General features: G+C 65.8%; 17 protein-coding genes and 1 riboswitch. Of the genes, 10 read left to right on the forward strand and 7 right to left on the reverse strand.

All coding sequences use genetic code 11. The features are described 5' to 3' along the window. Positions 1–32: 32 nt before the first annotated feature. Positions 33–647 (reverse strand): glutathione transferase GstA, encoded by a 615-nt coding sequence (gene gstA, locus BBX35_RS15950; RefSeq protein WP_067222038.1) that lies wholly within the window; start codon positions 645–647, stop codon positions 33–35. A gap of 227 nt (positions 648–874) precedes the next feature. Here gstA and BBX35_RS15955 point away from each other — a divergent pair, with 227 nt between their 5' ends. Beyond that, the gene (locus BBX35_RS15955; RefSeq protein ID WP_067222039.1) at positions 875–1264 is read left to right on the forward strand and encodes a winged helix-turn-helix transcriptional regulator; all 390 of its coding nucleotides are present in this window, start codon (positions 875–877) and stop codon (positions 1262–1264) included. A gap of 51 nt (positions 1265–1315) precedes the next feature. On the opposite strand, the gene BBX35_RS15960 is transcribed toward BBX35_RS15955, so the two are convergent. From BBX35_RS15960 to BBX35_RS15975, 4 genes are all read right to left on the reverse strand, one after another. Further along, positions 1316–3502: an anthranilate synthase gene (locus BBX35_RS15960; protein ID WP_067222041.1), complete on the reverse strand. Its 2187-nt coding sequence runs from the start codon at positions 3500–3502 to the stop codon at positions 1316–1318. Between the two features lie 237 nt (positions 3503–3739). Then, positions 3740–4699, reverse strand: coding sequence for a M14 family metallopeptidase (locus BBX35_RS15965; RefSeq protein ID WP_067222042.1), 960 nt, complete (start codon positions 4697–4699; stop codon positions 3740–3742). A gap of 38 nt (positions 4700–4737) precedes the next feature. After that, positions 4738–5904, reverse strand: a complete 1167-nt coding sequence (argE, locus tag BBX35_RS15970; RefSeq protein WP_067222044.1) for an acetylornithine deacetylase — start codon at positions 5902–5904, stop codon at positions 4738–4740. Positions 5905–5929: 25 nt separating this feature from the next. Further along, entirely contained in the window at positions 5930–6892 is a 963-nt protein-coding gene (locus BBX35_RS15975; protein ID WP_083206365.1) for a LysR family transcriptional regulator, read from the reverse strand. Positions 6893–7068: 176 nt separating this feature from the next. Here BBX35_RS15975 and BBX35_RS15980 point away from each other — a divergent pair, with 176 nt between their 5' ends. The 9 genes from BBX35_RS15980 to BBX35_RS16020 all read left to right on the forward strand — a co-directional run bounded on the left by BBX35_RS15980 (position 7069) and on the right by BBX35_RS16020 (position 17050). Further along, the gene (locus BBX35_RS15980; protein WP_067222046.1) at positions 7069–8661 is read left to right on the forward strand and encodes an ABC transporter substrate-binding protein; all 1593 of its coding nucleotides are present in this window, start codon (positions 7069–7071) and stop codon (positions 8659–8661) included. A 155-nt stretch (positions 8662–8816) separates the two neighbouring features. After that, entirely contained in the window at positions 8817–9794 is a 978-nt protein-coding gene (locus tag BBX35_RS15985; RefSeq protein ID WP_067222047.1) for an ABC transporter permease, read from the forward strand. Positions 9795–9805: 11 nt separating this feature from the next. Further along, positions 9806–10729: an ABC transporter permease gene (locus BBX35_RS15990; RefSeq protein WP_067222049.1), complete on the forward strand. Its 924-nt coding sequence runs from the start codon at positions 9806–9808 to the stop codon at positions 10727–10729. Positions 10730–10736: 7 nt separating this feature from the next. Beyond that, complete coding sequence (locus BBX35_RS15995) at positions 10737–11735, forward strand: ABC transporter ATP-binding protein (RefSeq protein ID WP_067222051.1); 999 nt, start codon at positions 10737–10739, stop codon at positions 11733–11735. Then, positions 11732–12730: an ABC transporter ATP-binding protein gene (locus tag BBX35_RS16000; RefSeq protein WP_067222052.1), complete on the forward strand. Its 999-nt coding sequence runs from the start codon at positions 11732–11734 to the stop codon at positions 12728–12730. The genes BBX35_RS15995 and BBX35_RS16000 overlap by 4 nt, the downstream gene beginning before the upstream one ends. Positions 12731–12772: 42 nt before the next feature. Then, positions 12773–13615, forward strand: coding sequence for an N-formylglutamate amidohydrolase (locus tag BBX35_RS16005; protein ID WP_171901472.1), 843 nt, complete (start codon positions 12773–12775; stop codon positions 13613–13615). 81 nt (positions 13616–13696) lie between these two features. Further along, on the forward strand, positions 13697–14941 hold the full coding sequence (gene serA, locus BBX35_RS16010; protein ID WP_067222054.1) for a phosphoglycerate dehydrogenase: 1245 nt from the start codon (positions 13697–13699) through the stop codon (positions 14939–14941). 226 nt (positions 14942–15167) lie between these two features. Further along, complete coding sequence (locus tag BBX35_RS16015) at positions 15168–16430, forward strand: MFS transporter (protein WP_067222056.1); 1263 nt, start codon at positions 15168–15170, stop codon at positions 16428–16430. A gap of 62 nt (positions 16431–16492) precedes the next feature. Continuing rightward, positions 16493–16632, forward strand: a riboswitch (SAM-I-IV-variant riboswitch). 43 nt (positions 16633–16675) lie between these two features. Next, a complete protein-coding gene (locus tag BBX35_RS16020) occupies positions 16676–17050 on the forward strand; it encodes a hypothetical protein (protein WP_067222058.1) in 375 nt (124 codons plus the stop codon). On the opposite strand, the gene BBX35_RS16025 is transcribed toward BBX35_RS16020, so the two are convergent. Both BBX35_RS16025 and BBX35_RS23700 read right to left on the reverse strand, forming a co-directional pair. Then, positions 17008–17358, reverse strand: a complete 351-nt coding sequence (locus BBX35_RS16025) for an acyl-CoA thioesterase (RefSeq protein ID WP_067222700.1) — start codon at positions 17356–17358, stop codon at positions 17008–17010. The two genes, BBX35_RS16020 and BBX35_RS16025, sit on opposite strands and share 43 nt — an antisense overlap. A 220-nt stretch (positions 17359–17578) precedes the next feature. After that, positions 17579–19633, reverse strand: coding sequence for a methyl-accepting chemotaxis protein (locus BBX35_RS23700; protein ID WP_067222059.1), 2055 nt, complete (start codon positions 19631–19633; stop codon positions 17579–17581). Between the last annotated feature and the right edge of the window lie 169 nt (positions 19634–19802).

Here is a 19802-nt window from a genome sequence, read left to right on the forward strand (position 1 = left end):
CGTTTCCGTATCTCACGCAGGAAGCAGCTTCTTCAGGCGGCTTTGAGCAGGCCTTCGCGCTCCAGCGCATGGCGGGTAGCCGTGCGGGCCCCGGCGCGGGCCTCGAAGGCCTTCACGTTCGGGAACTCGTCCAGCGAGATGCCGACGAAGCCGGTCCAGTTCAGCACGGTGAAGAGATAGGCGTCAGCCACCGAGAACGTCTCGCCCATGAGGTAGGAGCGGCCATCAGCAAAGATCGGCTCGAAATGTGCAATCCGCTTGAGGGCCTTCTCGACCGCCGCCTCGCGCGCAGCACCTTCCGCTCCCTGGAACAGCGGTCCGAAGGACTTGTGCAGCTCGGCGGAGATGAAATTCAGGTGCTGGTGCAACTGCGTGCGCTCCCAGGAACCGGGTGCCGGCGCCAGCTCGGATGCCGGGTGCTGGTCCGCCAGGTACTGCAGGATCGCGGCGCCTTCGGTCAGCACGTTGCCATTGTCCAGCTCCAGCGCGGGCACATAGCCGTCCGGGTTGATCTCGAGGAAGTCGCGCCCGCCGGCGGTCTTCTTTGCAGCCGTGTCGACGCTCTCGACGTCGAACGAAAGACGCAGCTCGTTGAGGACGATATGCGTGGCGAGCGAGCAGGCGCCCGGCTTGTAGTAGAGCTTCATCGTGTCGGTGCTCCCGTATGGCTGGCCGTCCGGTTGCGTCCGGATCGGGGCGAGTTGTTGCGGTCGTTTTCCGCGTCACGGGCATCTAGGAAGCTTTGGTTACCTTTGTAAACCTGCAAACCTTGTGTTACGGGAAAATGAGATTTCCGACTGGTAACCTGTTGGTCCGCACCCCGGTGCGCCAAAGGCGGGCGAAGGTCGGAACCGACTTTTCCAGGAAGGCAGACATGGCCCTCAAGATCCGAAAGAACCAGAGCCCGCCGCCGCCGCGGGGCTGTCCGCTCAGCCATTGCATGGAGATCCTGAAGGGCGCCTGGACGCCGAACGTCATCTGGTGCCTGGCCGCCGGTTCGCGCCGGTTCTCCGAGCTGCGTCACGACATTCCGGCCGTCTCGGCAAAGGTGCTGACCGTCCGGCTCAGGGATCTGGAGAAGAAGGGTGTGGTGGCACGTGCCGTCCGCCCGACATCACCGCCGTCGGTTGAGTATTCGCTGACGGATCTCGGGGCCGAGCTGCTGCCGGCGATCCGCGCCATCGTCGAAGTGTCGCACAAGCTGAAGATGCGTAACAACGAAGCCTGTCTCGGCAGGACTGCTGCGGCAGAGGCCGCTGAATAGACGAAAACGGGCGCGGTGATACCGCGCCCGCCTTTAGGTATTTGCCGCCGATCAGCTGGCGGCAGCCATCGCCTGCGGCGTCTGCCGGGCGAGGCGGGTCACCACATTCTGGATGATGCGGTGGCCGGCATCCTGATCGAGCGACATGATCGACTCGGGATGGAACTGCACCGCCGCGACCGGCTCGCTCTCATGCTCGATGGCCATGATCACCCCGTCCTCGGTCTCCGATGTGATCCGGAAGCCGGCCGGCAGCTTTTCCTTCTGCGCGTGCAGCGAGTGATAGCGCCCGACCGTAACCGGGGAGGCCAACCCGTCGAAGAGCATCGAACCTTCGGTAAAGGAGACCGGTGACGGCTTGCCGTGCATGGGGATGGCGAGCTGGGCGAGTTCGCCGCCATAGGCCTCCGTCAGTGCCTGCAGGCCGAGGCAGACGCCGAAGATCGGCAGCCCGTGCGCCCGCGCCCGGCCGATGGTTGCCGCGCAGTCGAAGTCCTTCGGGCTGCCGGGGCCGGGCGACAGCACCACCAGGTCCGGCGCGACATCGTGAAACACGCTGTCGGCCACGGGAGAACGGTAGGTCGCGACCTCCGCGCCTGTCTGGCGGAAGTAATTGGCGAGCGTGTGGACGAAGCTGTCCTCGTGGTCGACGAGCAGGATCTTCAGTCCCTTGCCAGGCTGGGCGGCCATCGGATCGAGCTTGCGCTCGCGGGCAAGCCCCGCCTCGCGCACGGCGGCGCGCATCGCCTCCGCCTTCAGCTCGGTCTCGGCCTCTTCCTCCTCCGGAACGCTGTCGTAAAGCAGTGTTGCGCCGGCGCGGATCTGCGCGACGCCGTCCTTGATGCGCACGGTACGCAGCGTTAGGCCGGTGTTCATGTCTCCGTTGAACAGGATCGCGCCGATGGCACCACCATACCAGGCGCGCGGGCTCTTCTCGTGGCGCTCGATGAACTCCATCGCCCACCGCTTCGGCGCGCCGGTCACTGTCACTGCCCAGGTGTGCGACAGGAATGCGTCGAGCGCGTCGAGATCGTCGCGCAGGATGCCCTCGATATGGTCGACCGTATGGATCAGGCGGGAATACATCTCGATCTGGCGCCGGCCGATCACCCGGACAGAGCCCGGCACGCAGATGCGGCTCTTGTCGTTGCGGTCGACATCCGAGCACATGGTCAGCTCGGCCTCGTCCTTGGCCGAGTTCAGCAGCTTGCGGATCTGTGCCTCGTCCTCGATGGCATTGCGGCCGCGCCGGATGGTGCCGGAGATCGGGCATGTCTCCACGCGCCGTCCGCCGGACACGCGCACATACATCTCCGGGCTTGCGCCGACGAGATACTCGGCATTGCCCAGATTGATGAAGAAGCCGTAGGGGGAAGGATTGATCTCCGTCAGCCGGCGACTGACCGCGGAGGGAGGGGCCGGACAGGCCTCGTAGAACACCTGGCCGGGAACCGTCTCGAACAGGTCGCCGCGCCGGAAGTAGTCCTTGGCGGCATCCACCAGCTTTGCATATTCGCCGGGAACATGATCGCCGCGTCCGGGATCCTCGTTGGCCGGGCGATAGGCCTCCTTCTTGCCGCCGCGCGGCAGCTCGGCGGTGCTGACCCCATCCACCTCGAAGTCGTAGCAGCGCACATGCGCCTTGCGGCCGTAGTGGTCGACCAGGAGGATTTCGTCGGGCAGATAAAGCACCACGTCGCGTTGGTCGTCGGGGCGGTCGAGCACCAGTTCGATGGGCTCGAACTGGAAGGCGAGGTCGTAGCCGAAGGCACCGTAAAGGCCGAGATGCCCGTCGTCGCAGGCAAACAACGCGTTGATCGCCCGGATCACCGAAAACACGGAAGGTTGGCGCGAGCGCTCTTCCTCGGAAAATGCACGGGTTGCCGGGCGCACTCTCAAGGTGAGCATCCCGCCGTCGCGGACGAACCCCTCTACGTCCTCGTGCGCGGCAAGGCTGCGCTCTACGGCCGGCAGCAGCAGGAGCCCGCGCTCGTTCAGCGCTTCGACTCGCACGTCGGACCCGCGCGATTCCAGCACCATCGGCGGGTTGACCAGCGCCATGTCCCAGCGGGTATAGCGGCCGGGATATTCGTAGGAAGAGGAGAAGACCGCACCGCGCTCTGCGTCCAGCCGGTCGATCCAGGGCGAGGTGCCCTGCTCGTAGTCGGCGGCCCGCGTCACGACGCTGATGCCGATGCCTCCCTTCGTCACGAAGGTCTCTTCGCGTCCTGTCTGCATGTCGCTCTTCCCTGCCTCCGCTGTCCGCGGTCCTCCCGGCCGGACATGACAAAGCCGCCGGCGGGACCCCGCGGCGGCTTTGTGAAACTCCTCGAATGACGTTACGTCACGCGCTGTCGTTCGCCGCCTGTTACCAGGAGCGCCACCACCAGCCGTTGATCATCGTCGTCATCGTCATGCTTTCGTCAGTAGCGCATGCCGACGCCGTCCGCAACGGCGAAAGTCGCCGGCCCAAGCTCATGCCCCGGCGACGAAGCGGCCCAGTCGTACCGCGGTCTGACCCTTGACCGGTCGCCGGTTCGGCATGATCAGCACCGTGCGGTCCTCCGGCACGGTCACGGGCGTGTCGCCGTCATGGGCGATCACCGTACCGGCCTTCTCGATCACCTCCTGACCAACATAGTCCTCCACGAAGCGGAAGGTGTCGGTCATGATGGTCACCGGCTCGATGATCTCGATGAAGGTCTGGGGCGCAGGGGCGGGGAAGCGCGCCAACTCGTCGGCAAAGGCGTTTTCGGCCACTGCACCGGTCACCTGCAGGAAGCGGAGGGTCGTCTCCAGTGCCACATCGGCGCTGGCAGCCTCCCAGTGCTGGCCGCATTCCACCAGCAGCGCGTTCTTGTCGCTGGCCGGATCTCCGAAGCCGGCATAGTCGCGCATCCGCTTTCCGGCCGCGTGGCCTTCGTCGCTGACCACCAGCGCCGGCGTTTCCACCGCACGGGCAAGCGCGCGCCCCTTGGCCAGCGGGCCGGCGATGTAGAGCGGCGCGGTGGCGCTCTGCATCGAGTGGATGTCGAGCAAGAGGTCGACATCGTCCATGAAGGGGCGCAGCTCCTTGGCACGCTTACGCTCCAGGGTCTCGCCCCCGCCCAGCGTTTCAGGTTGCCACAATCGGTTCATGTCCTCGTCCGCCCAGCGCGAGGCAAAGGGATCGGCCGGGTCGAAGCGGTCGTAGGCATCCAGGTTGATGAAGGCGAGAGACAGCTTGCCGCGCACGGGGCGGATATCCTTGCGGAACAGCCAGTCCAGCGCGATGGGACCGCACAGCTCGTTGCCATGCACCACGGCCGTCACGGCCACGTGCGGACCGGCGACCCCGCTGTCGAACGTGGTGACGCCCTCGATACCGGTGTTGCCGGCACGGTAGGGAGTGATGTCGGTTTTCGACAGCTCGACAGGCGGAGTTTTGGCGGTCATGGCGTTTCTCTTCGCGAAGGTGGGTAGAAATCCGTGGTTCAGCGAGCGGCTTCCTCGATCAGCCGGTCAAGGAAGGCCTCGCACTTGACGAGTTCCGAGACGGCGATGAACTCGTCCGCCTTGTGGGCCTGTTCGATGGAGCCGGGGCCGATCACCACGGTCGGGATCGCGGCGATCTCGACGAACCGGCCGCCTTCGGTGCCGTAGGCGACCTTGGCGTGGTCGTTGCGCTCGGCCAGCCGCTTTGCAAGGCGGGTGACGTCGGCATCAGCCGAGGTGTCGAGGCCGGGGAAGCTGGAGATCTGCTCGAAGGCGATACCGGTCTCGGGGGCACGCGCCTTCATCTCCGGCTCGATCTCCTCGCGGGCGAAGCGCATCACCTCATCGACAAGCGCGTCGGCATCCTCGCCAGGCAGGACCCGGAACTCGAAGGCGAATTCGCAGTGATCCGGCACGATGTTGAGCGCGATGCCACCGGAAACCGTACCCGTATGCGCCGTCGTCACCGGCACGTCGTAGAGCGGGTCGCTCGGCCCTTCGGCGAGCTCGATGCCCATCTCTCGGACCTTGAGGATGAGCCGCGCGGCGTGATCGATGGCGTTGACGCCCTGCGGGGCGAGCGAGGAGTGGCAGGTGCGGCCCGTCACGATGGCCCGGTACGAGCGCTTGGCCTTGTGGCCGATGATCACCTGCATTTCCGTCGGTTCGCCGACGAAACAGGCCTCCGGCAGGGCGACGGTCTCGACAAGCCGCTCGATGAGGCTCGGCACGCCCTTGCAGCCCACTTCCTCGTCATAGGAGAAGGCGAAGTGGATCGGCTTGGCGAGATCGCGGGCCAGCATGTCGTCGACCTTGGCAAGACAACAGGCGAGGAAGCCCTTCATGTCGCAGGCGCCGCGCCCATAGAGCAGGCCGTCGCGCTCGGTCAGCGTGAAGGCGTCGCTGGTCCAGTTCTGGCCGTCCACCGGTACCACGTCGGTATGCCCGGACAGCACGTAGCCCGGAACGTCCTTCGGCCCGATGGTGGCAATCAGGTTTGCCTTCTCGCCGGTCTCGTCCGGCACGCGCGTCGTGGCGATCCCGCGTGCGGCGAAAAACGCCTCCACATGGGCAATCAGCGCGAGGTTGGAGTTACGGCTCGTCGTGTCGAAGCCGACGAGGTCCTTCAGGATGCCGGCCGAACGCGGGGCAGCAGGCTGGAGCATGCGGTGTCCTTTCCTTGCGGCCGGGTCAGGCCGGATGCGAGTAGGCGTCGACCGGAACGGTGCGGCGCGCGTGTTCGATGAAGCGCTGGGCAATCGGCGAGACGCGCCCGGCGGGGACGAAGAACTGGGTGAGGTAGTCGACCCGCGGCGAGAAGCGGCGGAAGACGACGCCGTCCAGGGGGCGCAGGCTGACCGGGAACGGGTTCACCAGTCCGATCCCCATTCCCTCGCGCACGAGCTCGCAGATGGCGATGCTGGTTGCCGTCTCCGCCCGGATCTTCCGCTCGATGCCTCGCTCGGCGAAGATCCGGTCGTAGACGTTCCGCTGGTGGAAGCGGCGGGTCAGTGCGATGAAGGATTCGCCGGCAAGGTCTTCCGGAACGATCTCGTCCCTGTCCGCCAGCCGGTGGTCCCCCGGGATCGCGGCATGGGCGATGGCGTGGCGGAACGGGTACATCTTCAGCCCGTCATGACGCATCCGTCCGTCGCTGATGCCGAGGTCGGCATTCTCGTCTGCGACCGCCGCCGTCACGTTCGTCGACATGCCGATTTCCAGGTGCACGGAGGCTTCCGGGTTCTCCTTCAGGAAGCCCGGGATCAGCCGCGTCATCAGCCGGTGGGCGAGCGTTGGCGGCGCCGCAATGCGCAGACGTTTGGCGTTGAGGTCCTCGGTTTCCGCCGCATCGAGGCGCGCGAGCGTCGCGAAGATCGGCTCGATCTGCTCGTTGAAGGCAAGCCCTTCCGATGTCGGCAGGATCTTGTTGCCGTTGCGGTGGAAGAGCTGGCGGTTGAGCCGCGCCTCGAGCTGGGCGATGGCACGGCTGACCGCCGGTTGGGAGATTCCCAGCCGATGCGCCGCCGCCGTCGTCTTGCCTTCGGAGATGACCGCCCGCAGCACTTCCAGCTCGCGCAGCGTCAGGCCGCTGCGATTTAGGCCGTTGGTGGCTTGCCGGGCAGGGGGCTCGTCCGTAACCTCTGTATTTGTCATGGGAATAGAATTATGCGTCTAGGTTATCGTTTTTCGATTGTCGATCATATAAACGCATAATAGCCTTTCCCACAAGCCAGCGGGGCGAACGACCTCGACACAAGGCAGCCGACGGGGACCACTCGATCCCGCCCCGTCTGGAAAAATCCAGAGGGGATCCAGAGGGGAGTTACCTGATGAAGTCTGCAAGGACGCCGCTTGCGCGCGCGCTCATGGGGGCGGCATGTGCCGTTGTCGCCTTCTCCGCGCCCGCAGCTGCCGAGGATCTCGTGATCGGGCTCGATTCCGAGGCGACCTCCATCGATCCGCATTTCCACAATCTGGGGCCGAACAATCAGCTCGGCTTCATGATGTTCGACCGTCTCGCCAATCCGGATGAGCGGCAGAACTTCAAGCCGGGCCTTGCGGTGTCGTGGAAGCCGATCGACAGCACGACCTGGGAGTTCAAGCTGCGCGAGGGCGTGAAGTTCCACGACGGGTCGGACTTCAATGCCGACGACGTCATCTGCACCTTCGAGCGCGCGCCCAACGTGCCGAACTCGCCAGCAGGTTTCGATACCTACATCAAGGGCAAGACCTTCGAGAAGATCGACGACTTCACCGTGCACGTGAAGACGGAAGCTCCCTATCCGGTAATGGTCAACGATCTCGGCAACGTCGCCATCGTGTCCAACGAAACCGGCTGCAACGGCACGACCGAAGCCTTCAACTCGGGTGAGGCGGCTGCCGGCACCGGCCCCTACAAGTTCGCCGAATACGTACCTGGCGACCGGATCGTCCTGGAAGCCAACCCGGACTACTGGGGCGAGAAGCCGATCTGGGACAAGGTCACGCTGAAGCCGATCAAGTCCGGTCCCTCGCGCGTTGCCGCGCTGCTTGCCGGCGACGTCGACATCATCAACGGCGTGCCGACGACCGATATCGAGACGCTGAAGGGCCGCGACAACGTGGTCCTCTCGCAGGGCGTTTCCAACCGCGTCATCTATCTCCACCTCGACCATTTCCGCGAGAACTCGCCCTTCGTGAAGGCGAATGGCGGTGGCGACATCAAGAACCCGCTGCAAGATCTGCGCGTCCGCCAGGCGATCTCCAAGGCGATCTCGCGCGAGCTGATCCGCGACCGCGTCATGGAAGGGCTGGCGATTCCCGCCGGCCAGCTGCTGCCGGAAGGCTTCTTCGGCGTTTCGGAGAACCTGAAGGCTGAAGCCTACGACGTGGAGGGCGCGAAGGCGCTGCTCGCCGAGGCGGGCCTGCCGGACGGCTTCGAGCTGACCATCCACGGGCCGAACGACCGCTACCTGAACGATGCGAAGATCGCCGAGGCCATCGCACAGATGCTGACGCGCGCAGGCATCAAGACGGCCGTCGAGACGATGCCGCGTTCGGTCTACTTCACCCGTGCCTCCACCGGTGCGGACGGCCTGCCCGAGTTCTCGCTGATCCTCGTCGGCTGGGGCGCCGGTTCCGGCGAGGCCTCCTCGCCGCTGCGTGCGCTGATCGCCACCTTCGACAATGACAAGGGCATGGGGACGGCCAATCGCGGCCGCTATTCCAACCCGGAAGTCGACAAGCTGATCGAGGACGCGCTGTCCGAGGTGGACGACGAGAAGCGTGCCGGCCTGCTGGCCAAGGCGACGGAAGTGGCCATCGGCGATCTCGCGATCATCCCGATCCACTACCAGGTCAACACCTGGGCGAGCCGCAAGGGCCTCAAGTACATCCCGCGCACGGATGAGTACACGGTCGCTTACGGCGTGCTGAAGGACTGACCGGGCGGCCCCTGTCCTCGGCGTCGTGCCGGGGCAGGGGCGTTCGTAATTTCCTGTCGCGATGAACTGGCCGGCAAGGGCGGTGCGCCTCTCTTGCCGGTCGTCGCTACCGCCTTTCCTGTTCAGCCCATGCCGCAAGGCCGGGAGATCGCTTCATGAGCGTCTTCATTCTCCGCCGCCTCCTGCAGAGCGCGCTGGTCATGGTCGCCATGGCCATGATCGTCTTCTTCGGCGTCCATCTGGTCGGCGATCCCGTCTACATGTTCGTCACGCCGGACATGGACCAGCAGGACATAGAGAACGTCACGCGGGCGCTCGGCCTCGACCGGCCGATCTGGGAACAGTTCTGGCTGTTCATGGTCAACGCTCTCACAGGCAATCTCGGCCAGTCGTTCATTTTCGGCGAGCCGGCACTCGGCCTCATCATCCAGCGCATGCCGGCAACGCTGGAGCTCGCCTTCGCGGCTCTGCTGCTGGCAGTGGTGATCGGCATCCCGCTCGGCCTCTATGCCGGGCTCTATCCCGACAGTCTCGGTTCCAAGACCATCATGGCCGGGTCGATCGTCGGCTTCTCGCTGCCCACCTTCTGGGTCGGCATCATGATGATCATGGTCTTTGCCGTGATGCTCGGCTGGCTTCCCTCGACGGGACGAGGCGATACCGTACAGGTCTTCGGCATTCACCTGTCGTTCCTGACCCTCGACGGGCTGCGCCATCTGGCGCTGCCGGCGCTGAACCTCGCGCTTCTCAAGATCTCGCTGGTGATCCGGCTGACCCGTGCGGGCACGCGCGAGGCGATGCTGCAGGACTACATCAAGTTCGCCCGCGCCAAGGGGCTCTCGCGCTCGCGCATCGTCGGCGTCCACTTGCTGAAGAACATCCTGATCCCGGTCGTCACCGTTCTCGGCCTCGAGTTCGGCTCGCTGATCGCCTTCTCCGTCGTTACCGAGACGATCTTCGCCTGGCCGGGCATGGGCAAGCTGCTCATCGAGTCGATCCAGCAACTCGACCGACCGATCATCGTCGCCTACCTGATGATGATCGTCTTCCTGTTCGTCGTCATCAACCTGGTGGTCGACATCCTCTATTCGATCCTCGATCCGCGCGTGCGGCTCGGCGATCGCGGTCAGTGAAGGCGCACCCCATGGCATCCACGGAAACTCCGGCGGGCGGCGCGGTTCCTGCCCGACGCGCGGCCGACACGCCGTTCCGCCGCTTCCTGTCGGACTTCACCGACAGCCGGCTTGCTGTGCTCGCGGCCGTCCTGCTCGTGATCATCATCTTTCTCGCGTTCTTCGCGCCTTGGATCGCGCCTCAGGACCCCTACGATCTCGCCGTCGTCTCGATCTTCGACGCCCGCCTGCCGCCGGGCTCGCAGAGCATGGACGGTGTCACCTTCTGGCTCGGCACAGACGGCGCCGGCCGGGACCTGCTCTCCGCCATCATCTACGGGTTGCGCATCTCCCTGTCGGTCGGCGTCGCCTCGGCCATCATCGCGCTCACCGTCGGCATGATCGTCGGTTTGCTTGCGGCCTATGCCGGTGGCCGGACCGAGGGGCTGATCATGCGCATCGTCGACATTCAGCTGTCGCTGCCGGCCGTGCTGATCGCCCTGATCCTTCTCGCCATCCTCGGCAAGGGCATCGACAAGATCATCATCGCGCTCGTCATTGCGCAGTGGGCCTACTACGCGCGCACGGTGCGGGCCTCCGCCCTGGTCGAGCGGCGGCGCGAATATGTCGAGGCGGCCGCTTGTCTCGGCCTGTCGCATGCGCGCATCGTCTTCCGGCATATCCTGCCGAACTGTATCGCGCCGCTGATCGTCGTCGGCACCGTGCAGACGGCCCACGCCATCGCGCTGGAGGCGACGCTCTCCTTCCTCGGCGTCGGCCTGCCGCAGACCGAGCCTTCCCTTGGTCTGCTGATCTCAAACGGCTTCGAATACATGCTGTCCGGCAAGTACTGGATCGCCGTCTTTCCCGGTGTGGCGCTGCTGATCACCATCGTCACCATCAACATTGTCGGCGACCAGCTCCGCGACGTGCTGAACCCGCGGCTGCAGAAATGAGGGCCGCATGACCCGCGAAACCATTCTCGAGGTCCAGGACCTGCGGACCCATTTCTTCACCAAGGCAGGCGTCGCTCGCGCGGTCGACGGCGTCTCGTTCTCGCTTGCCCGCGGCGAGGTGCTCGGCCTCGTCGGTGAAAGCGGCTCGGGCAAGACCGTCACCGGCTTCTCGCTGATGGGCCTTGTCGATCCTCCCGGGCGTCTGGTCTCCGGTTCGATCCGTCTCGGCGGTCAGGAACTGGCCAATCTTCCGGAGGAGGGATGGAGACGGCTGCGCGGCCGGCGCATCGCCATGATCTTCCAGGACCCGATGATGACGCTCAATCCGGTCCTGCGCATCGATACGCAGATGATCGAAGCGATCCGCGCCCATGCCGGCGTGTCGCGGGAGGCAGCGCGCGAGCGGGCGCGCGAGGCGCTTGCCCGCGTGGGCATTCCTTCGCCCGACGAGCGGCTCGCGGCCTATCCGCACCAGTTCTCCGGCGGCATGCGCCAGCGTGTCGCCATTGCCATTGCCCTTCTCAACGAGCCGGAGGTGATCGTTGCCGACGAGCCGACCACGGCGCTCGACGTCACCATCCAGGCGCAGATCCTCTATGAGGTGCAGAAACTTTGCGCCGACACCGGGCTTGCGATGATCTGGATCACCCATGACCTTGCCGTCGTCGGCGGTCTCGCCGACCGGGTGGCGGTGATGTATGCCGGCCGCATCGTCGAACAGGGTCCGGTCGATGCGGTTCTCGATGCGCCCTTCCATCCCTATACTCATGGGCTGATCGGGTCCGTGCCGAGCCAGAACCGCCGCGGCGAGCGCCTGACCCAGATCCCCGGCATGGCGCCGTCGCTCCTGTCTCTGCCCGAGGGGTGCAGCTTCGCCGCCCGCTGTCCGCGCGCCGATGCCGCCTGTACGGTCATGCCGGATCTGGCCGAGCTGGAGGCAGGCCGGTTCTCGCGCTGCCACCATCCGCACCGAACTCTCGAAACCGCCAGGGGAGGTGCTGCATGAGCGCCGCACCGCTTCTTGCTCTCGATGCCGTGTCGAAGCGCTTCGTGCGCCGTCTCGATGCGGCCGAGAAGATCGTCAACCTGTTCGGCGGCAACAGGCGCGAAGAGGTCGTCCACGCCGTCGACAACGTCTCGCTGCAGATCGCCGAAGGCGAGGTGGTGGGTCTGGTCGGCGAAAGCGGCTGCGGCAAGTCCACGCTCGGGCGCGTCGTGGCCGGCGTTCACGCCCCCAGCGCCGGCCGCGTGCTGTGGCGGGGACGGGATGTCGACAGCCTGTCCGGGGCCGAGCGCCGCGAGGCGGTTCTGAAGATCCAGATGATCTTCCAGGACCCGATGTCCTCGCTCAACCCGCGCATGCGCGTGCGTGACATCGTCGGCGAGGCCCCGCGGGTGCACGGTCTGGTGTCCGGGGGCGAGGTCTCCGACTATGTCGACCGCATGCTGCTGCGCGTCGGCCTCGATCCCAGCTACAAGAGCCGCTATCCGCATCAGTTTTCCGGCGGCCAGCGCCAGCGTATCGGTATCGCCAGGGCGCTCGCCGTCCAGCCCGACTTTCTGGTCTGCGACGAGAGCATCGCCGCGCTCGACGTTTCGATCCAGGCGCAGGTGCTCAATCTTTTCATGGACCTGCGCGAGGATCTCGGCCTCACCTATCTGTTCATCTCGCACGACCTCGGTGTCGTCGAGCATCTCGCGGACCGGGTGGTGATCATGTATCTCGGCCGCGTGGTGGAAAGCGCACCGGCGGCGGAGCTCTTTGCCGACCCGAACCATCCCTATGCCCGCGCTCTCCTCGAAGAAGTGCCGCGCATCGACACGCGCAAGCGGGTGTTCCAGCCGGTCAAGGGCGAGATCCCGTCGCCGCTTTCCCCGCCGACGGGTTGCCATTTTCATCCGCGCTGCCCGCATGCGATGCCGCGCTGCAAGGAGGAAGCGCCGGCCTTGCGCGAGATCGCGCCGGGACGCGTTTCAGCCTGTCACCTCAATGAGGCATAGGACATGGGCACGCAGGCGCCGGCGAAAAACGGGGAGGGGGAGGTGTTCGACATCAGGCGACCTGCCGGTCCGGTCGCGCCGCTCGTGCTGGACAGTCCCCATTCGGGCAAGATCTATCCGCCGGACTTCCGGCCCGCACAGCCGCCGCAGCGCTATCGCCGGGCGGAAGACATGTATGTCGATGAGCTCTTCTCCTCTGCTCCTTTCCTTGGTGTGCCGCTTCTGAAGGCGCGCTTCGGTCGCATCTATTGCGACGTCAATCGCGCCTCCGACGATATGGATCCGGAGGCGCTGGACAATGCAGAGGGGCTGGAGCTGGCTCCGTCGGCCAAGGCGCAACTCGGCAAGGGGGTCGTGTGGACTGCGACCCCGCCCGACGGTGCACCGCTTCTCGTCGGGCCGGTCCGGCGTACGGAGTATCTCGACCGGCTGGAGCGCTGCTGGCATCCCTATCACGCAGCGCTTGGCGAACTGATCGAAGAAGCCCGCGCCGGACGTCGGCGCGTGTTCCACCTCGATCTGCATTCGATGCAGCCGGTGGCCAATGCCATGCACGAGGACGAGACAGGGTCTTTGCGTCCCGATATCGTGCTGTCGGACCGCGAAGGAGCGAGTGCAGGGGCGGGCTATCTGGAGGCGGCGCGGGCCCTGCTGCTGGAGCTCGGCTTTTCGGTTGCGGTCAACGACCCGTTCAAGGGCGCGGAGATTCTGCGTCGCCACGGCAATCCGGCCCAAGGCGTCCACTCGCTGCAGATCGAGGTAAATCGCGCGCTCTACATGGATGTCGAGACCTACGGCAAAACCGCGCGCTTTTCCGAGACGCGAGCGCGGCTTTCCGCCTTTCTTGTCTCCCTGCGTGACTGGGCTGCAAAAAGCGGCGGTTGAATTTTTGCGGCAGACAGGGCACCAGAGCGCAGCGGCGGCATGCGCCGCCCTTCCCTTGCACCGCATACGGAACGCCGTTTCATGAAGACCGGTCTGTCGCGCCCGAAGCACCAAATCCGCTGGCTCCTGCTGGAAGGCATCAGCCCGACCGCTCCCGTCCTGCTGGAGCAGGCGGGTTACTCTAACGTCACCCAGCTCAAGACGGCGCTCGACCGCGATGCGCTGATCGAGGCGCTGCAGGGCGTCCACATCGTCGGCATTCGCTCGCGCACTCAGATCGATGAGGAGATTCTCAAGGCCGCCGGCACCCTGGTCGCGGTCGGCTGCTTCTCCGTCGGCACCAACCAGGTGGACCTCGTCGGCTCCAACCGTCGCGGTATCCCGGTCTTCAACGCGCCGTTCTCCAACACCCGCAGCGTTGCCGAACTGACCATCGCCGAAATCGTCATGCTGATGCGCGGCGCTTTCACCAAGTCGATGGCCGCGCATAACGGCCGCTGGCTGAAGACGGCGGCGGGCAGCAACGAAGTGCGCGGCAAGACGCTCGGCATCGTCGGCTACGGCAACATCGGGTCCCAGCTCGCGGTGCTCGCAGAAGCCATGGGCATGCGGGTGGTCTACTACGATCACACCGACAAGCTCCGCCACGGCAATGTCGAGCCGGTTTCCTCGCTCGGCGAACTTCTCGCCGTTGCCGATGTCGTCTCGCTGCACCTGCCGCAGACGCCGGAAACCCGCGGCATGATCGGCGCTGCCGAACTCGCCGCGATGAAAAAGGGCGCCTACCTGATCAACAACGCCCGCGGCACGGTGCTCGACATCGATGCGCTGGCGCAGGCCCTGCGCTCCGGTCATCTGGCAGGTGCCGCCGTCGACGTTTTCCCGAGCGAGCCGAAGTCCAACGATGAGGAATTCGTTTCGGCCCTGCGCGGGCTCGACAACGTCATTCTGACCCCGCATGTCGGCGGCTCGACGGAAGAGGCCCAGGAGCGGATCGGCGAGGAAGTCGCCCGCCGCCTGATCGAGTATTCGGACGTCGGTTCGACCATCGGCGCCGTGAATTTCCCCCAGGTGCAGCTGCCCAAGGGCACGAGCAACACCCGCTTCATTCAGGTCCAGCGCAATCTGCCGGGCGAACTGGGCAAGCTCAACGACCTTTTCGCCCGCTACAAGATCAACATCGCGGCGCAGCATTACCAAACCGACGGCGAGATCGGTTACGTCGTGCTCGATGCCGACGGGCCGGTGGCGAATGCCGTCGAGATCCTGGAGGAGATCCGCCTCCTGTCGGGCACCATCCGGGCCCGCCTGCTGAACCGGGTCTGACCTGCCGGTCTCGCGGCCAGCATCGCCGGCCCGGGCCGGCGACGGTTGTTCTTGAACGGGAATTTGTTACGCTTCGCGTCAGCTGCCGGCTGCTTCGTGCGGTCGGCCTTTCGCCGCCGCCTGCCTCAATTCCGACGCAGGCCCGCAAGATAGGTTGGGCGAAGGCCATTCGGCCCCGCCCTCCTGCGATTGCAGGCATTCCCGTTTCGCCAGCCAAACGGCCCGCATGACCCAGATCGTTCCCATCGCTGCCCTTCTCATCGGCTCCGCCCTGCTGCTGCTTGCAGGCGGCTTGCAAGGGCTGCTGCTGCCGCTCAGGGGCTCGTTCGAAGGGTTTTCCGACAGTTCCCTCGGTCTTCTGGGTACGGGTTGGGCCATCGGCTATATCGGCGGCTGTCTTCTCACGCCGGTCATTGTCCGGCGTGTCGGGCATATCCGGGCGTTCGGCGTATTTTGTTCGCTCGCCTCCATCGTCGTGCTGCTGAACCTCGTCTTCATGACGCCCTGGGCCTGGATTCCGCTGCGTGCGCTGTCCGGCTTCTGTTTTGCCGGGGCGGCGATGGTTGTGGAAAGCTGGCTCAACGAGCGGGCCAGTCCGGAAACGCGCGGCCGCATCTTCGGCATCTACACGATGATCAATCTGGGCGCGACGACCGCCGGACAGATGCTGCTGACGCTCGGGGATCCGGCCGGCTTCCTGTTCTTCGTGGTCGGCGCGATGGTCTATTCCTGCGCGCTGTTGCCCACCGCCCTGTCGACGGCAGCCGCGCCCCAGCCGCTGTCGCAGGTGCGCCTCGATATCCGCTCGCTCTGGCGCAATTCGCCGGTTGCCGTGATCGGCGTCTTCCTCGTGGGCATCTCGAACAGCGCCTTCGGCACGCTCGGTGCCGTCTACGGGCGGCAGGTTGGGCTGTCCGTATCCTCCATCGCCACCATGATGTCGGTGGCGCTGCTTGCCGGCGCTCTGATCCAGATCCCTATCGGCGTCCTGTCCGACCGCATCGACCGGCGCATGGTTCTGATCGGCATCGCGGTGGTCGGCTGTCTGCTGGGCGCGGCGCTGACCTTCGGCGGGGCCCTGTCGCCGATCGCGATCATCGCGCTGGTCGGCGCCTTCGGCGGCATGATCTACTCGATGTATCCAGTCATCGTCGCTCATGCGAACGACCATTCCCCGCCGGGCGAGTTTCTCAAGACCAGCGGCGGTCTGCTGCTGCTGTTCGGTATCGGCTCCGTCGTCGGCCCGCTGCTGGCGGCCCTGATGATGACGATGACACGGCCGCAGGGGCTCTTTGCCGTCACGTCCGGTGCACACGCACTTATTATTGCCTTCTCCATCTGGCGCATGACCCAGCGCGCTCCGGTCGCACCCGACGAGAAGGAGGACTTCGTCGCCATGGCCTCGGGCGTCCGCTTCTCCACGCCGGAGACCCTGGCGCTCGATCCGCGCGCCGAGGACGAAGAGGAAACCTCTCGCGACGCGGCCTGACCCCGTGCGGCAGCGCAAGCTGCCTTGCCCCTTGCGCCGGCACGTGCTGCGTGGCATAGATCCCGGGTCATCAAGAGAAGGGCTGGCGCCCTCGCCAACCTGCCCGACCGGGCAAGGTGGTCTCCCTGGCACAAAGGATCGGGTCGACCGGTTCGCGTTTTGGGGATGTGGCCGCAGAATAGCGGCAACGAAACGGTCATTCGATCCGCGCCAGTCCTCCTCGGGAAACCGATGGAGGATTTTTTATGTCCAGAGCCGCTTCCGCAGCGCCGGCGAAGCTTGATCCCGCAGCCGCAGGCCGCGATGCCCACAGCGCCTTGGTCGTCTCCGCGCCGCTCCGTCTTTCCGAAATTCGCATGCTGGCCGCCGGCCTGAGAATGCGCGCGACCTGTATCGGCCTTGGCCGGGGCGGGGAGCAGGTGCTGCTCGACGAGGCCGAGCGCGCGCGGCGCCTTGCCGATCTCGAGCGCCTGTGGACCGGTGGGTGCCGCAGGGCGGTCGACGAAGTGCTGTTCCGCGACATCGCCGCCCGCCATCCGCAGCTTGCCGTGGCGCTGCGCGCCCGGCTGCGCCGTCGTCAGTCCTCGTCTTCCGCCGGAACCGGGATCGGCCGTCCCTGATCGTCGACCGCGACGAAGGTGAAGGTCGCATCCGTCACCTTCTCGCGCTGGCCGTGCCGGTGGCGCAGCGCCCAGGCCTCGATCCCGATCTTCATCGAGGTCCGGCCGACGCCCGTCACGCGGCAATAGACGCAGAGCACGTCGCCCACATGCACCGGGCGGATGAAGGTCATCCGTTCGACAGAGATCGTCACCACGCGCCGGCGCGCCCGCTGCCCGGCCGCGATGCCGCCGGCAAGATCCATCTGCGACAGCACCCAGCCGCCGAAGATGTCGCCGGCCGCATTGGTATCGGCGGGCATGGCCATCGTCCGCAGCGTCAGTTCGCCGTTCGGGGTTTCGATGGTCTCCTGGTCGCTCACGGGCGATGTCTCCTGTCTGGTTGCGGAATCGCGAGCATCTGAGCGCAAGCCTAGCCTCGCTTTGCCGCAACGTGAAAGAAAAAGCCCCCGGCTCGCATCGCGACCCGGGGGCAATTGTTTGCGCAAGGGGAGCGCGCTCCCAGCTATGGGTTCGATAGGTGCGGCATCAGGCTGCCGCGACGTCCTTCAGGAACCTGTCGATCTCGCCGCGCAGGGCATCGGTGTTGCGGGCCATGGCGCCGGATGCGTCGAGGACGTTGTCGGCGGCGGCCGAGGTGCTGTCGACGGTGTGGGCGAGCAGCTCCATGTTGCGGGTCACCGCGCCGGTGCCTTCGGCCGCCTGTTGCACCGAGCGGGAGATGTCGCTGGTGGCGGCTCCCTGCTGCTCGACGGCGGAGGCGATGGAGGCGGTGTAGCCGTTCACTTCCTGCATGATCTGGGCGATCTCGCCGATGGCGGCGACCGCCTCGCCGGTCGAGCCCTGGATCGCGGCGATCTGTGCGCCGATCTCCTCGGTCGCCTTGGAGGTCTGGTTGGCCAGCTCCTTCACCTCGGCGGCGACGACGGCAAAGCCCTTGCCGGCCTCGCCGGCGCGGGCTGCCTCGATGGTGGCATTCAGCGCCAGCAGGTTGGTCTGCTCGGCGATGGCCTGGATCAGCGAGACGACCTCGCCGATCTTGTTGGCGGCGGCGGCAAGGCCTGCGACCTTCTCGTTGGTGGAATGGGTACCCTGGGTGGCCTGGTCGACGACCTGGGTGGTCTGGCCGACCTGGCGGGAGATCTCGGCGATGGAGGCGGAGAGCTCCTCGGCGGCGCTGGCGACGGTCTGGACGTTGCCGGTGGCGGCGGAGCTGGCCTGCGAGGTCTCGCTGGCACGCTCGGCGCTTTCCTGGGCGGAGGCGGAGAGGGCGCGGGCGGTCTCGTCGAGGCCGTTCGCCGTCTCGCTCACCGTGCCGATCAGCGACTGCACCTTGTCGCGGAAGTCCGCGATGAGCTGTTCGGTGCGGGCCTGACGGGCGGCGCGGGCGTGCTCGTCTTCCGACTGCGCGTCCTCAAGCCGCTGGCGCTCGATCGCGTTCTCGCGGAAAGTCTCGACCGCGCGGGCCATGTCGCCGATCTCGTCGCGGCGCTCGTCCATGCCGGCATCGACAGAGGTGTCACCGGAAGCAAGGCGTCCCATGACGTCGGTCAGGCGCGCGACCGGACGGGCCAGGGCACCGGCCCCGAACCAGACGATCACGAGAACGGCGAGCAGCAGTCCGCCGCCGATGGCCAGCATCGTGTTGCGCGCGCTCACGGCACCGGCAATCATCGCCGAATGGGGCACGTCGATCATGACGTACCAGCGCTCGGAAACGCCTGGGAAGGACACCGGAATGGCCGCCAGGTAGCGGTCGTCGACGAGGCTCGAGGCCTCACCTCCCTCCGACGCGCGGATCAGCTTCAGCACCTCGGCATTCTCGACCTTCTTGCCGAGCAGCGAGGCGTCGGAGGTGGAGACCCAGAGGTCGTCGCCGCCGATCAGCTTCACTTCGCCTTCGCCGAAGGGCTTGTTGGACGACATCTTGTCGACAATGGCCGTCAGCGCAAGGTCGGAGGTGGCGATGCCGACCGGCTTGTTGTCCTTGCGCACGACCCAGCTGATGGTTGTCATCAGCACGTCCTTGCCGTCGATCGGGTAGGTATAGGGCGGCGTGACAAGCGAGCGGTTCTCGCGCACCGGCATGTCGTACCAGCCTTCGGTGCCCGCCTCCTTGGTCATCACCAGCTGCTCGACGGTCACCTTCTTGTCGGCGCCGAAGTAGAAATAGGGGACGAAGCGGCCATTGGCGTCGGAATACTTGTGGCCCTTGAAGTCGGCATCGCGACCGTCGAGGCCGTTCGGTTCGAACGCCAACGTCATGCCGACGAGGTTGGGATTGCCTTCCACCGTGCGGATCATCATGTCGCCGAGCCGGTCGCGGTCCGTCATGCCGTTGGCGATCAGGCCTTCAACTGCGGCAGCGGTCGTCTGCGCAACGGTCAGCGATCGCGTAAGGCCGCCGGATACCTCGTTGGCATAGGAGGTCAACAGCGCCTGGGCTTCCCGCTCGGCTGCCCTCTCGGCGGCAGAAGACATCACCATCGAGCCGACAAGGCTCACGCCGATGATCGAAACGGAAAACAGCGCGCCCGCGCTCACCAGCAGTTTGTTTCTGATCGACAGATCGGAAAAACGCATTACGAACCCCCTGAAGGCCAGTCGCGAAAAACTCCGACTTAGTGCCTATAGGGTTTCGCGTTACCATCGACTTAATCATCGGCATCTTTGCCGATTTCTTCCCGACGGTCGCCAGCTCCAGTTTGTTTCTCGAAGAGTGTGATTCGGTGAAGCACTTCTTCTGGTTGCC

This window comes from Stappia indica, assembly GCF_001696535.1.
GTDB classification, from domain to species: Bacteria; Pseudomonadota; Alphaproteobacteria; order Rhizobiales; family Stappiaceae; genus Stappia; species Stappia indica.

Excerpts from the sequence above, each read along its gene's own strand:
- gstA (WP_067222038.1), bottom strand. The coding sequence starts at position 647 with ATGAAGCTCTACTACAAGCCGGGCGCCTGCTCGCTCGCCACGCATATC.
- BBX35_RS15955 (WP_067222039.1), top strand. The coding sequence starts at position 875 with ATGGCCCTCAAGATCCGAAAGAACCAGAGCCCGCCGCCGCCGCGGGGC.
- BBX35_RS15960 (WP_067222041.1), bottom strand. The coding sequence starts at position 3,502 with ATGCAGACAGGACGCGAAGAGACCTTCGTGACGAAGGGAGGCATCGGC.
- BBX35_RS15965 (WP_067222042.1), bottom strand. The coding sequence starts at position 4,699 with ATGACCGCCAAAACTCCGCCTGTCGAGCTGTCGAAAACCGACATCACT.
- argE (WP_067222044.1), bottom strand. The coding sequence starts at position 5,904 with ATGCTCCAGCCTGCTGCCCCGCGTTCGGCCGGCATCCTGAAGGACCTC.
- BBX35_RS15975 (WP_083206365.1), bottom strand. The coding sequence starts at position 6,892 with ATGACAAATACAGAGGTTACGGACGAGCCCCCTGCCCGGCAAGCCACC.
- BBX35_RS15980 (WP_067222046.1), top strand. The coding sequence starts at position 7,069 with ATGAAGTCTGCAAGGACGCCGCTTGCGCGCGCGCTCATGGGGGCGGCA.
- BBX35_RS15985 (WP_067222047.1), top strand. The coding sequence starts at position 8,817 with ATGAGCGTCTTCATTCTCCGCCGCCTCCTGCAGAGCGCGCTGGTCATG.
- BBX35_RS15990 (WP_067222049.1), top strand. The coding sequence starts at position 9,806 with ATGGCATCCACGGAAACTCCGGCGGGCGGCGCGGTTCCTGCCCGACGC.
- BBX35_RS15995 (WP_067222051.1), top strand. The coding sequence starts at position 10,737 with ATGACCCGCGAAACCATTCTCGAGGTCCAGGACCTGCGGACCCATTTC.
- BBX35_RS16000 (WP_067222052.1), top strand. The coding sequence starts at position 11,732 with ATGAGCGCCGCACCGCTTCTTGCTCTCGATGCCGTGTCGAAGCGCTTC.
- serA (WP_067222054.1), top strand. The coding sequence starts at position 13,697 with ATGAAGACCGGTCTGTCGCGCCCGAAGCACCAAATCCGCTGGCTCCTG.
- BBX35_RS16015 (WP_067222056.1), top strand. The coding sequence starts at position 15,168 with ATGACCCAGATCGTTCCCATCGCTGCCCTTCTCATCGGCTCCGCCCTG.
- BBX35_RS16020 (WP_067222058.1), top strand. The coding sequence starts at position 16,676 with ATGTCCAGAGCCGCTTCCGCAGCGCCGGCGAAGCTTGATCCCGCAGCC.
- BBX35_RS16025 (WP_067222700.1), bottom strand. The coding sequence starts at position 17,358 with ATGGCCATGCCCGCCGATACCAATGCGGCCGGCGACATCTTCGGCGGC.
- BBX35_RS23700 (WP_067222059.1), bottom strand. The coding sequence starts at position 19,633 with ATGCGTTTTTCCGATCTGTCGATCAGAAACAAACTGCTGGTGAGCGCG.